The following is a 13,409-nucleotide window of genomic DNA, read 5'->3' on the forward strand; positions in this document are numbered from 1 at the left end:
GTTTGGCGAATGCCTGCCTCCATCGATGCGCGCCTTCAAAATATTGGGGTTGCCGCAAGAGCCTGATTTTGCGAGGTAAAGCGAAGCAGGCGCCGTGACCGCGGCGTAGGTGCCCACACTCGCCGAGGAGCAACATGCGCGTCGTTCTCACAGGCAGCTCTGGCCGGCTCGGCCGCTCCATCTTCAATGCTCTGGCAGCAAGCCATGCAGTTATCGGGATCGATCGCTCGCCCTTCTCAACAACGCATCTGCTCGGAGATTTCACCGACGGATCGATCTTGCCCGAGGCCCTGAAGGGCGCGGATGCGATCGTTCATTGCGCCGCACTGCATGCGCCCCATGTCGGCGTGATCTCCGACGAGGAATTTCAGCGCGTGAATGTCGAGGGAACGCGGCTTCTGGCTGAGGCCACGGTTGTTGCCGGCATCAGGAGGTTCGTGTTCACCAGCACCACCGCGCTCTACGGCCATGCAGTGATCCAAGGCGGATGCACATGGATCGACGAACAGACAGAACCGCAGCCGAAGAGCATCTACCATCGCACGAAGCTGGAAGCCGAGCGCCTCCTGGAGACCTTTGCCAGCGCCGAATTACAGATACGCGTTTTACGCATGTCTCGCAGCTTCCCCGAACCAGCTAATGTGACGGCAACCTATCGCCTGCACCGTGGCATCGACATTCGCGATGTTGCTGAAGCCCATAAGGCGGCGCTGACGAACAACGGCAATCACTTTCAGCGGCACATCGTTTCGGCCCGCACGCCGTTCAAACCGGAGGATTGCAAAATCCTTGCGACGGACGCGGCCTCCGTCATCAGATTGCGTGCCCCTGCACTTGCCGCCGAATTCGGCCGACGAAACTGGCCACTGCCTACAGTGATCGACCGTATCTATGCCTCTGCTTCCGCAGGCGACGTCCTTGGGTGGCAATCCCGCTTTGGCTATGACGAGGTGCTGGCGCAACTGGACAGAGGCAGTCTCGAAGTTCTGCCGGCCTTTTCGGCGAGCAGCAACCGACCGGAATAGAACAATTCGAGGAAAAGTGCGCAACGGTTCTCCGTCCGGAATTGCGTGACAATAGAGGGATAGAGCGTTTTCGCGTTTCAAAGAAAAGCGGAAAGGTTTTAGAGCCGACGGCAATCCTTGAGATCCGCCGATCGAGAGATTGGCGAGTGCTCGAAAAGAAATCGCAGAAGACCGCCTTTTAAAGCGAGCTTCTGCGATTGTAGCAGCTTCATTTCAAGCAAATGGCGGGTCTTCCTCCCGCCATCGCCTCATCTCATATGACTTTGCGATCCTATTCCTCGCTGGAGCCTTCAGCCTCGCCGGCTTCACCGCCGACGGCCTCTTCCTCGCCGCCGGTATCGTCTTCGCTTTCCGGCTCGCTGATACGCTCGACAGATACGACCTTCTCGTCCTTCGCGGTCGAGAAGATGGTGACGCCCTTGGTGGCGCGGCTGGCGATGCGGATATCGCCCACGGGAACGCGGATCAGCTGACCACCATCGGAAACGAGCATGATCTGATCGGCATCCTCGACCGGGAAGGCAGCGACGAGTTCGCCGATCTCACCCGTCTTCGACGTATCGGTGGCACGAATACCCTTGCCGCCACGACCGGAGATGCGGAAATCGTAGGAAGATGAACGCTTGCCGAAGCCCTTTTCCGACACTGTCAGAATGAATTGCTCCAACGCCTTCAGTTCTTCATAACGCTCGTCGTTCAGCTGTCCCTCTTCGGTGACTTCCTCGCCGACCAGCGCGATTTCTTCATCTTCGCCGGTCGCGGAACGGCGTTCCGTGACGGAGCGCTTGAGGTAGGCAGCGCGTTCCCAGGGCTCTGCATCCACGTGACGAACGATCGTCATCGAAATGATGCGGTCGCCGGAGGCGAGGCTGATGCCGCGCACGCCGATGGAATTGCGCCCGGCAAAGACGCGGACGTCGGACACCGAGAAGCGGATGCACTGGCCGAGCGCCGTGGTCATCAGCACGTCGTCATGCTCGGTGCAGGTCTCGACGGAGAGGATTTCGTCACCCTCCTCCTCGAGCTTCATGGCGATCTTGCCGTTGCGGTTCACCTGCACGAAATCCGACAGCTTGTTGCGGCGTACCGTGCCCCGCGTCGTCGTGAACATGACGTCTAGGTTGTCCCAGCTGTCCTCGTCCTCTGGCAGCGGCATGATCGTCGTAATGCGCTCGCCTGGCTCCAGCGGCAGCATGTTGATCAGTGCCTTGCCGCGGGAGGTCGGGGTGCCGATCGGCAGACGCCAGACCTTCTCCTTGTAGACGATACCATGCGACGAGAAGAACAGAACCGGCGTATGCGTATTGAGAACAAATAGCCGGGTAACGAAATCTTCGTCGCGCGTCGTCATGCCTGAGCGACCCTTGCCGCCACGGCGCTGTGCGCGATAGGTCGTCAGCGGCACGCGCTTGATGTAGCCAAGGTGCGAAACGGTAACGACCATGTCTTCGCGAGCGATCAGATCCTCGTCGTCCATCTCGAGGCCGCCATCGACGATCTCGGTGCGACGCGGCGTTCCGAACTCATCACGAACAGCAGAAAGCTCTTCTTTTACAATGGCTTGAATGCGCAGGCGCGAAGACAGAATATCGAGGTAGTCCTTGATCTCTGCGCCGATCTGATTGAGCTCTTCGTCGATTTCGTCTCGACCCAGAGCAGTCAGGCGAGCCAGACGCAGTTCGAGGATGGCGCGCGCCTGCTCTTCCGAGAGGTTGTAGGTGCCGTCTTCGTTAATGCGGTGACGCGGGTCATCAATTAGCCGGATAAGCGACTCGACGTCAGCCGCGTTCCAGCGGCGCGTCATCAGCTCTTCGCGAGCCGATTGCGGATCCGGCGCCTGACGAATGACGCGGATGACCTCGTCGATATTGGCGACAGCGATCGCCAGACCGACCAAGACGTGGGCGCGATCGCGTGCCTTACGCAGCAGGTATTTCGTGCGACGGCTGATGACTTCCTCACGGAAGGCAACGAAAGCGCGCAGCATATCGAGCAGGTTCATCAACTCCGGCTTGCCGCCGTTCAGCGCGACCATGTTGCAGCCGAAGGAGGTCTGCAGCGGCGTGTAGCGGTAGAGCTGGTTCAGGATGACATCGGCATTGGCATCGCGCTTCAACTCGACAACGACGCGATAGCCCTGACGGTCGGATTCGTCGCGCAGATCGGAGATGCCCTCGATGCGCTTCTCGCGCACCAGTTCGGCCATCTTCTCGATCATCGATGCCTTGTTCACTTGGAACGGAATTTCGGTGATGATGATCTGCTCGCGATCACCGCGCATCGGCTCGATGGTCGCAACGCCGCGCATGACGACGGAGCCGCGCCCGGTCTCATAGGCGGAACGGATGCCGGCGCGACCGAGGATTTTGGCGCCCGTCGGAAAATCTGGACCGGGAATGATCTGCATTATCTCAGGCAGCTCGATTGCCGGATTGTCGATCAGCGCGATGCAGCCGTCCACCACTTCCATCAGGTTGTGCGGCGGAATATTCGTCGCCATGCCGACGGCGATGCCGCCCGAGCCGTTGACGAGCAGGTTGGGGAACCGGGCCGGCAGAACTTTTGGCTCTTCCGAAGTCGCGTCGTAGTTTTCCTGGAAATCGACGGTTTCCTTGTCGATGTCCTCGATAAGCTCGTGAGCAACCTTCGTCAGGCGCGATTCCGTGTAACGCATCGCCGCCGGCGGGTCGCCGTCGATCGAGCCGAAATTGCCCTGTCCGTCGATGAGCGGCACGCGCATCGACCAGTCCTGCGCCATGCGGACCAAGGCGTCATAGATCGAAGCATCGCCGTGCGGATGGTATTTACCCATGACGTCGGCGACCGGACGAGCCGACTTCACATATTTGCGGTTCCAGTGATAGCCGCTCTCATGCGAGGCGTAGAGGATGCGCCGATGAACGGGCTTGAGACCATCGCGGACATCGGGAAGCGCGCGGCTGACGATCACGCTCATGGCGTAATCGAGGTACGACCGCTGCATTTCCTCCATGATGGAAATCGGCTCGATGCCTGGCGGGAGCTTCCCGCCGCCGGGTGGTGTTTGCTCAGTCAAAACAGATCACGATCTCTTTTAGAATCACTGCGAAATTTATAGCCGAAAGGCCCGGCAAGCGCCAATTTGGGGCGAGGTTTTTGAACAGGCTTTTGCCTCTTTAAGCCATGAAATCGAACATTTCCGTGGCGCAACCCGCCGATAGCGATGCATTACGCTTTTCGAAAGCATATTCCTCGCATAACAATGGTCGACAACAACCAAAGAACAGTCCCCGGGGAACATATGGCAAGTTCGGATACGCTGATCAATGCTTTTACGACTCTGCTTGTAACCGTCGATCCGCCAGGGCTAGCGCCGCTATTCATCGGCCTGACGGCTGGCATGAATCGCTCCGAGCGCAAGCAGGTCGCGCTGCGCGGCTCGCTGATCGCCTTTTTCATTCTGGCGGCCTTTGCCCTGTTCGGCGCGAGCATCCTCGGCGTCCTCGGAATATCGATCGGCGCCTTTCGCATTGCCGGCGGTCTGCTGCTGTTCTGGATCGCTTTCGAGATGGTGTTCGAGCGCCGACAGGACCGGAAAGAAAAGACAACAGAAGTCGCGATCACAAAGGATCATATCCGCAATATCGCGGTATTTCCGCTTGCCCTGCCCTTGATCGCCGGTCCCGGTGCGATCTCGGCAACGATCCTGCTGGCGGGTTCGCTACAGACCACACTCGACCGGGCACAATTGATCGCCGTCATCGCCGTCAATCTCGCCCTCGTTTTTGCAGCGCTTGCCATTTCCGACAGGCTCGACCGCATGCTCGGCGCCACGGGCCGCGCTATCCTGACCCGCTTGCTCGGCGTCATTCTCGCCGCGCTTGCCGCACAATTCGTCGTTGACGGTGCCAAGGCCGCGCTGGCTCTTTCATGAAAAAAGCCTGCCGTTGAGGCAGACTTTCTTTCAAAGGCAAACTGCACGCTGCGACATCTCAGAACGGGATGTCGTCGTCCAGATCGCGCGAGAAATTGCCGCCGCCGCCGGATTGGCTGCCACCACCGCGGTTGCCACCGCCGCCACGGGAAGAGCCCTGCGAGGATGATTGGCCGTAATCGTCACCACCGTAGTCGCCGCCACCATAGCCGCCGCCAAAATCACCGCCGCCGCGGCCACCGCGGCCACCGCCGTCCGAACCGCCGCCTTCTCCACGGCCATCCAGCATGGTGAGGGTCGAATTGAAGCCCTGCAGCACGATTTCGGTCGAATACTTGTCCTGGCCGTTCTGATCCTGCCATTTGCGGGTCTGCAGCGCGCCTTCGATATAGACCTTGGCGCCCTTCTTCAAATATTGCTCTGCGACCTTGCAGAGGCCTTCATTGAAGATAACCACGCGGTGCCATTCCGTCTTTTCCTTGCGCTCTCCGGAATTGCGGTCGCGCCAGGTTTCGGACGTGGCGATGTTCAGATTGGCAATCGGGCGGCCGTCCTGCGTGCGGCGGATTTCCGGGTCCGCCCCGAGATTTCCAATCAGAATTACCTTGTTCACACTACCGGCCATGACATCACCCTGTTTGCCGCCCATCGACGGCCCCTAAATTTCATCGACACACCTTAGACCATTGCCGTCATCAGGTGCTATTCCAGCACCGCCAGAGACATCTTCATCCACAAAGAAATGTCTAAGGGCATTTTTGTTCTTTCTTTGTTCTAATTTGTCTTTATGATCATGTCAACGGAATCGAAAACCCGGCTCCAACCTTTCATTTCAGCCTCGACTTGCAGGCTGACATCACTAAATAAAGGCAGACTCCAAGGGACCTGCAGACGAAGATGAGCGAACTGAAGACTATTTCCATACGTGGTGCGCGCGAGCACAATCTCAAGGGCATCGATCTCGACCTGCCGCGCAACAAGCTGATTGTCATGACCGGCCTTTCCGGTTCAGGCAAGTCTTCGCTTGCCTTCGATACCATTTATGCCGAAGGGCAGCGTCGCTATGTCGAAAGCCTTTCGGCCTATGCACGCCAATTCCTTGAAATGATGCAGAAGCCGGATGTCGACCAGATCGACGGCCTCTCGCCCGCCATTTCGATCGAGCAGAAGACGACATCGCGCAATCCTCGCTCGACGGTCGGCACGGTCACCGAAATCTACGACTATATGCGCCTGCTGTTCGCACGCGTCGGTGTCCCCTATTCGCCGGTTACCGGCCTGCCGATAGAGAGCCAGACTGTCAGCCAGATGGTCGATCGCGTTCTCGCTTACGAGGAAGGCACCAGGCTTTATATTCTGGCGCCACTCGTGCGCGGCCGCAAGGGCGAATACAAGAAGGAACTGGCGGAGCTCATGAAAAAGGGCTTCCAGCGCGTCAAGGTCGACGGGCAGTTTTATGAGATCGCCGATGTGCCGGCGCTCGACAAAAAATACAAGCATGACATCGATGTCGTGGTCGACCGTATCGTCGTGCGGCCGGATATGGCCGCCCGCCTGGCCGATAGCTTCGAAACGTCGCTGCGTCTTGCCGACGGCCTTGCCGTTGCCGAATTCGCCGACAAGCCGCTGCCACCGGAGGAAACGGCCGCCGGCGGCTCCGCCAACAAGTCGCTGAACGAAACGCACGAGCGCGTCTTGTTCTCGGAGAAGTTCGCCTGCCCTGTTTCCGGCTTTACCATCCCGGAAATCGAGCCTCGCCTGTTCTCGTTCAACAACCCCTTCGGCGCCTGCCCTTCCTGCGACGGCCTCGGCTCGCAGCAGAAGATCGATAGGGACCTGATTGTGCCGGAACCGGAGCGGACGCTGCGTGACGGCGCAATTGCTCCCTGGGCCAAATCCAGCTCCCCCTACTACAACCAGACGCTCGAAGCCCTCGGCAAGCATTACGGCTTCAAGCTCGGCAGCCGCTGGAACGAGCTGTCGGAAAAGGCTCAGGACGTCATCCTGAACGGCACGGAAGAGAAGATCGAGTTCCACTATGCCGATGGTGCGCGCTCCTACACGACGCACAAGAATTTTGAAGGCATCGTGCCGAACCTCGAACGCCGCTGGAAGGAAACGGATTCCGCCTGGGCACGCGAGGAAATCGAGCGCTTCATGTCGGCAGCACCGTGCCCGGCCTGTAACGGCTACCGCCTCAAGCCAGAGGCCTTGGCGGTCAAGATCGACAAGCTGCACATCAGCCAGGTGGCGGAGATGTCCATCCGCGTCGCTCGCGACTGGTTCGAGGCGCTGCCGGCCACTTTCACCGACAAGCAGAACGAAATCGCGGTGCGCATTCTCAAGGAAATCCGCGATCGCCTGCGCTTCCTCAACGATGTCGGCCTCGAATATCTGAGCCTATCGCGCAATTCCGGCACGCTTTCGGGCGGCGAGAGCCAACGCATCCGGCTGGCGTCGCAGATCGGCTCGGGCCTGACGGGCGTTCTCTACGTGCTCGACGAGCCGTCGATCGGCCTGCATCAGCGCGACAACGCCCGCCTGCTGGAAACGCTGAAGCACCTGCGGGACATCGGCAACACCGTTATCGTCGTCGAGCATGATGAGGATGCGATCCTGACGGCAGACGACGTTGTCGATATCGGCCCGGCGGCGGGCGTGCATGGCGGCCAGGTGGTGGCGCATGGCACGCCGAATGACATCATGGCCAACCCGAAGTCACTGACCGGTAAATACCTCTCCGGCGAGCTTGGCGTGCCCGTTCCCGAAGAACGGCGCAAGCCGAAGAAGGGGAAGGAAATCAAGGTGGTCGGCGCAAGAGGCAACAACCTCAAGAATGTCACAGCCTCTATTCCGCTCGGCGTCTTCACTGCGGTGACCGGCGTGTCCGGTGGCGGCAAGTCGACCTTTCTGATCGAGACGCTTTACAAGTCGGCCGCGCGCCGTGTCATGGGGGCGCGAGAAATCCCTGCCGATCACGACCGCATCGACGGTTTCGAGCATATCGACAAGGTGATCGATATCGATCAGTCGCCGATCGGCCGCACGCCGCGCTCGAACCCGGCGACCTATACCGGCGCCTTCACACCGATCCGCGACTGGTTTGCCGGACTACCGGAAGCCAAGGCCCGCGGCTATCAGCCCGGCCGCTTCTCCTTCAACGTCAAGGGCGGTCGCTGCGAAGCGTGCCAGGGCGACGGCGTCATCAAGATCGAGATGCACTTCCTGCCAGACGTCTACGTCACCTGCGACGTCTGCCATGGCAAACGCTACAATCGCGAAACGCTCGACGTCACCTTCAAGACCAAGTCGATCGCCGACGTACTCGACATGACCGTCGAGGAAGGCGTCGATTTCTTTGCGGCAGTTCCCGCCGTGCGCGACAAGCTGCAGAGCCTGAAGGATGTCGGCCTCGGCTATATCAAGGTGGGACAGCAGGCCAACACGCTTTCGGGTGGCGAGGCGCAGCGCGTCAAGCTAGCCAAGGAACTGTCGAAGCGATCGACGGGCCGCACGCTTTACATTCTCGACGAACCGACCACCGGCCTGCACTTCCACGATGTCGCCAAGCTTCTGGAAATGCTGCACGAGCTGGTCAATCAGGGCAATTCGGTCGTGGTCATCGAGCACAATCTCGAAGTCATCAAGACGGCCGACTGGATCCTCGATTTCGGTCCGGAGGGTGGTGACGGCGGCGGCGAGATCGTTGCTGTCGGAACGCCGGAGACCATCGTCAAGGAGAAGCGCTCTTACACGGGGCAATTCCTGAAGGAGCTGCTGGAGCGCCGGCCGATGAAGAAGGTTGCTGCGGCGGAGTGAATTTCACCCGATAAACGTCCATGGAGGAGAGCATGGAGGAGAGAATGACGAAAGCGGGCGAAATCCGCACAGGCATTGGCGGCTGGACTTTTGAGCCTTGGCGCGGGACCTTCTATCCCGATACGCTGAAGCAGAAGGACGAACTCAATTACGCCAGCCGTCAGCTGAGGGTAATCGAGGTCAATGGCACCTATTACAGTACGCAGAAGCCGGAAGTCTTCGCAAAGTGGGCTGCCGACGTTCCTGACGGGTTTATCTTCTCGCTGAAGGCGACACGCTTCGTCACCAATCGCCGGGTTCTGTCCGAAGCCGGTGAATCGATGCAGAAGTTTCTGGAATCCGGCATCAGTGAGCTTGGAGATCATCTCGGTCCGCTGCTCTGGCAGTTCGCGCCGACGAAGAAATTCGACCCGGATGATTTCGAGGCTTTCCTGAAGCTCTTGCCGGCCAAACAGGATGGCCTCGCGCTGAAGCATGTCGTCGAGGTCCGCCACGATTCCTTCAAGGTGCCGGAGTTCATCGCGCTACTCGAGAAATACAATGTCGCGCCAGTCTGCGCCGAGCATTTCGAGTATCCGATGATCGCGGATGTCACCGCCGATTTCGTCTATGCCCGCCTTCAGAAGGGCTCGGACGACATCAAGACCTGCTATCCGGAGAAGGACCTGAAGGCCTGGGCCGATCGCCTGAGAACATGGGCCGGCGGTAAGGTGCCGGACGATCTGCCGTTGATCGATGCCTCGCGCAAGGTCAAGGCAGAGCCTCGCGATGTCTTTGCCTTCATGATCCATGAGGGCAAAGTAAACGCACCTCCAGGTGCGATTGCATTGCAGCAAGAGGTCGCAAAGTAACGACTAAAGCGGCTTGACGCTGGCGACGAGATCTTCTGCCGTCAGCCCTTTGCCGGCATGCTGGCCAGCGAGCCCATGCAGCCACACGCCAGCGGCGGCGGCTTCAAATGCCGGCGCCCCTTGCGTCATAAGACCGCCGACAATGCCGGCCAGAACGTCGCCGGAGCCGGCTGTGGCAAGCCAAGGCGGTGCGTTGGCATTGATCAGCGCGCGTCCGTCCGGCGCGGCAATGACGCTATCGGCGCCCTTATAGATGATGGCGGCATGGGCGCGAGCCGCAGCTGCCCTCGCCTTGTCGACCTTGTTCAAGCTGGCATCGGCGGCGATATCGGGAAAAAGTCTCCCGAACTCGCCCTCATGCGGCGTCAGAACCAATCGCGTCGGCCCCGCGGCGAAGGCATCGAAAAGCCGTTGCGGCTCATCGCGAAACGAGGTGATGCCATCCGCATCCAGCACCAGATGACGGTCGGCAAGCGCAAGGCAGAATTGGCAAGCCTTCTCGCCGGCGCCAAACCCAGGCCCGAGAATGAAGGTCGAAAGGCGTTGATCGGCAAGCCACGCCCGCAGCGACGCCTCATCGTCAACGGCATGCAGCATGATCGCTGTGAGCGAGCCGGCATTGACGGCCATAGCCTCCGGCGGCGAGGCGATGGTGACAAGGCCTGCTCCGGCCTTCAGCCCGGCCATGGCGGACATGCGCGCCGCACCCGTCGCGTTCGGCCCGCCGGAAAAGACGACCAGGTGACCGCGCTTGTATTTGTGCGTGTCGGCGCCCGCCGACGGTATCTTTGCCTGCCATTGCATCGGCGTGTTTTCACCGATCAGGTTATCAGCATGGGCGCGGACGATGCGGGCGGGAATGCCGATGTCGAAGACTTCCAGTTCGCCGCAGAGGTCGCGGCCGGGCAGCAGGATGTGGCCCGGCTTGCGCGCCATGAAAGTCACGGTACGCTTTGCACGAAAGGCGGCTCCCAGGATCTGGCCGCTTGCCCCATCAAGACCGGAGGGCAAATCGATGGCGATGACCGGAATATCCGCCTCGCCGACACGCACGATCACTGCTTCGACTTCGGCCGGAACCGGACGAGACAGACCCGCGCCGAAGATGGCATCGATGACGACGTCGCCCGCACGCGGCACGTATTGGGCAATCGCCTCTCCTTTGACCGGGCAATCGGCAAAGGCGCGCGCCGCGTCGCCCTTCAGCCGCATCGACTCACCCAGATGGAAGAGTTTTACGCTGGCTCCCGATTGCTGCAATGCACGTGCCGTGACATAGCCGTCGCCACCATTGTTGCCCGGCCCACAGAGAACAACAAACCGTAATGCTCCGGGGAAATGTCGAAGCGCGCTTGCGGCGACAGCCTGCCCGGCCCTTTCCATGAGCCCATAGGAGTCGATGGAGGAAGCGGCGGCGTCCCTATCGACTGCAGTCATGTCGTCTGGGGAAAGGAGCAGATCGGCGAGCGGTACCATCATGGGAAACATTATAGATGCGAAATCTGCCTGAAAAACAACCGCTATTCCGGCAGTGTATTTGATCAATAAATATGCATTTGCATAGCGATTGAACAAAGTCGCCCAAAGCCTTGTACAAGCACGAATATGACGCAGACCGCACTTTTTTGCGAAATTTTACTTATCCAGCCCATTTCGACGCGAAATCGCTTCCATTTTTCCGAAAAATCCTCATCAATTCATCGTCTCGGTGCGAATTCGCCGGGATTTTTTACGGAGGTCGTTCCCCAATTGGCACGATACGTGCATACGTTGGTCGAGCGGGGAGTAGTCCTGCTGTAACAGGAGAAGCGGAGAGACATTTTCTCATGAAAAAGATCGAAGCGATCATCAAGCCCTTCAAGCTCGACGAAGTGAAGGAAGCCCTTCAGGAAGTCGGCCTGCAGGGTATCACCGTCACGGAAGCGAAGGGCTTCGGTCGTCAAAAGGGCCACACGGAGCTTTACCGTGGTGCCGAATATGTCGTCGACTTCCTGCCGAAGGTGAAGGTCGAAGTCGTGCTGGCAGATGAAAATGCGGAGGCGGTGATCGACGCTATTCGCAAGGCCGCGCAAACAGGCCGTATCGGCGACGGAAAGATTTTCGTCTCCAATGTGGAGGAAGTCATCCGAATCCGTACCGGTGAAACGGGCATCGACGCCATCTAACCCGCCCGGCCCTCGCGGCCGAGGTTCGTAATCGTCATCTAAGTCAAGGGAAGCAGTTTAATGACGACCGCAAGCGATATTCTGAAGCAAATCAAGGACAACGACGTCAAGTTCGTTGACCTGCGTTTCACCGACCCGAAGGGCAAGCTTCAGCACCTCACCATGGACGTGATCTGCGTCGACGAAGACATGTTCGCAGATGGCGTCATGTTCGATGGCTCCTCGATTGGCGGCTGGAAGGCCATCAACGAGTCCGACATGGTGCTGATGCCCGATCCGGACACTGTCCACATGGATCCGTTCTTCGCACAGTCCACCATGGTCATCCTCTGCGACATTCTCGATCCCGTCTCCGGCGAAGCCTATAACCGCGATCCGCGCGGCACTGCCAAGAAGGCCGAAGCCTATCTGAAGGCCTCCGGCATCGGCGACACCGCCTTCTTCGGCCCGGAAGCCGAATTCTTCGTCTTCGACGACGTCAAGTATAAGGCCGATCCGTACAACACCGGCTTCAAGCTCGATTCCAGCGAACTGCCGTCCAACGACGACACCGACTACGAGACCGGCAACCTCGGCCATCGTCCGCGCGTCAAGGGTGGCTACTTCCCGGTTCCGCCGATCGACAGCTGCCAGGACATGCGTTCGGAAATGCTGACGGTTCTCACAGAAATGGGCGTCACCGTAGAAAAGCATCACCACGAAGTTGCGGCCGCCCAACACGAACTCGGCATCAAGTTCGACACGCTGGTTCGCAGCGCCGACGGCATGCAGATCTACAAGTACGTCGTGCATCAGGTCGCCAATGCCTACGGCAAGACGGCAACCTTCATGCCGAAGCCGATCTTCGGCGACAACGGCTCGGGCATGCACGTGCACCAGTCGATCTGGAAGGCCGGCAAGCCGACCTTCGCTGGCGACGAATATGCAGGCCTGTCCGAAAGCTGCCTCTACTACATCGGCGGCATCATCAAGCATGCCAAAGCAATCAACGCTTTCACCAACCCGTCGACGAACTCCTACAAGCGTCTCGTCCCGGGCTACGAAGCTCCTGTTCTGCTCGCCTACTCCGCTCGCAACCGTTCCGCTTCCTGCCGTATTCCGTTCGGCTCGAACCCGAAGGCCAAGCGCGTCGAAGTCCGCTTCCCTGACCCGACCGCCAACCCCTATCTCGGCTTCGCCGCCATGCTGATGGCCGGCCTCGACGGCATCAAGAACAAGATCCATCCTGGCAAGGCCATGGACAAGGACCTGTACGACCTGCCGCCGAAGGAACTGAAGAAGATCCCGACCGTTTGCGGCTCGTTGCGCGAAGCTCTGGAAAGCCTCGACAAGGACCGCAAGTTCCTGACCGCCGGCGGCGTCTTCGACGACGACCAGATCGATTCCTTCATCGAACTGAAGATGCAGGAAGTCATGCGTTATGAAATGACCCCGCATCCGGTCGAATACGACATGTATTATTCGGTCTGATACGAGACACGAAAGCCCCGGCTCGCCCGGGGCTTTCTTTATAGTAGAGATGCAGTCGGCGGGAATGCCGCAATTGGCAGTTTTGCCGATGGATTACCGTTCGACGTTTGGAGTAAAAACCAAACAGAATGTGACAGTTCAATGAAGCAATACGGGTAAAATCCTT

At 59.3% G+C, this 13,409-nt stretch carries 9 protein-coding genes; 6 read left to right on the forward strand and 3 right to left on the reverse strand.

Annotated elements, in window-relative coordinates:
* The first annotated feature begins 134 nt into the window (after positions 1 to 134).
* Positions 135 to 1,025: an NAD-dependent epimerase/dehydratase family protein gene (locus GGD46_RS23080; RefSeq protein ID WP_184708348.1), complete on the forward strand. Its 891-nt coding sequence runs from the start codon at positions 135 to 137 to the stop codon at positions 1,023 to 1,025.
* Positions 1,026 to 1,296: 271 nt separating this feature from the next.
* Here GGD46_RS23080 and gyrA read toward each other — a convergent pair whose 3' ends face one another.
* Positions 1,297 to 4,080: a DNA gyrase subunit A gene (gene gyrA, locus GGD46_RS23085; protein WP_184708350.1), complete on the reverse strand. Its 2,784-nt coding sequence runs from the start codon at positions 4,078 to 4,080 to the stop codon at positions 1,297 to 1,299.
* A 225-nt stretch (positions 4,081 to 4,305) separates the two neighbouring features.
* Here gyrA and GGD46_RS23090 point away from each other — a divergent pair, with 225 nt between their 5' ends.
* Complete coding sequence (locus GGD46_RS23090) at positions 4,306 to 4,938, forward strand: MarC family protein (RefSeq protein WP_184708352.1); 633 nt, start codon at positions 4,306 to 4,308, stop codon at positions 4,936 to 4,938.
* Between the two features lie 58 nt (positions 4,939 to 4,996).
* Here the strand turns inward: GGD46_RS23090 and GGD46_RS23095 are convergent, their stop codons facing one another.
* Entirely contained in the window at positions 4,997 to 5,563 is a 567-nt protein-coding gene (locus GGD46_RS23095) for a single-stranded DNA-binding protein (protein ID WP_184708577.1), read from the reverse strand.
* A 272-nt stretch (positions 5,564 to 5,835) separates the two neighbouring features.
* On the opposite strand from GGD46_RS23095, the gene uvrA reads away from it, so the two are divergent.
* Together uvrA and GGD46_RS23105 are read left to right on the forward strand one after the other, a co-directional pair.
* Positions 5,836 to 8,757: an excinuclease ABC subunit UvrA gene (gene uvrA, locus GGD46_RS23100; protein ID WP_184708354.1), complete on the forward strand. Its 2,922-nt coding sequence runs from the start codon at positions 5,836 to 5,838 to the stop codon at positions 8,755 to 8,757.
* Between the two features lie 44 nt (positions 8,758 to 8,801).
* Positions 8,802 to 9,608, forward strand: a complete 807-nt coding sequence (locus GGD46_RS23105) for a DUF72 domain-containing protein (protein ID WP_184708356.1) — start codon at positions 8,802 to 8,804, stop codon at positions 9,606 to 9,608.
* Positions 9,609 to 9,611: 3 nt separating this feature from the next.
* Here the strand turns inward: GGD46_RS23105 and GGD46_RS23110 are convergent, their stop codons facing one another.
* Positions 9,612 to 11,087, reverse strand: a complete 1,476-nt coding sequence (locus GGD46_RS23110; protein ID WP_184708357.1) for an NAD(P)H-hydrate dehydratase — start codon at positions 11,085 to 11,087, stop codon at positions 9,612 to 9,614.
* 347 nt (positions 11,088 to 11,434) lie between these two features.
* Here GGD46_RS23110 and GGD46_RS23115 point away from each other — a divergent pair, with 347 nt between their 5' ends.
* Both GGD46_RS23115 and glnA read left to right on the forward strand, forming a co-directional pair.
* Positions 11,435 to 11,773 (forward strand): P-II family nitrogen regulator, encoded by a 339-nt coding sequence (locus GGD46_RS23115; RefSeq protein WP_003539626.1) that lies wholly within the window; start codon positions 11,435 to 11,437, stop codon positions 11,771 to 11,773.
* 60 nt (positions 11,774 to 11,833) lie between these two features.
* Positions 11,834 to 13,243, forward strand: coding sequence for a type I glutamate--ammonia ligase (gene glnA, locus GGD46_RS23120; protein ID WP_184708359.1), 1,410 nt, complete (start codon positions 11,834 to 11,836; stop codon positions 13,241 to 13,243).
* The last annotated feature ends 166 nt before the right edge of the window (positions 13,244 to 13,409 follow it).

It is taken from the genome of Martinezella lusitana (genome assembly GCF_014207095.1).
Taxonomy (GTDB): domain Bacteria; phylum Pseudomonadota; class Alphaproteobacteria; order Rhizobiales; family Rhizobiaceae; genus Rhizobium; species Rhizobium lusitanum_B.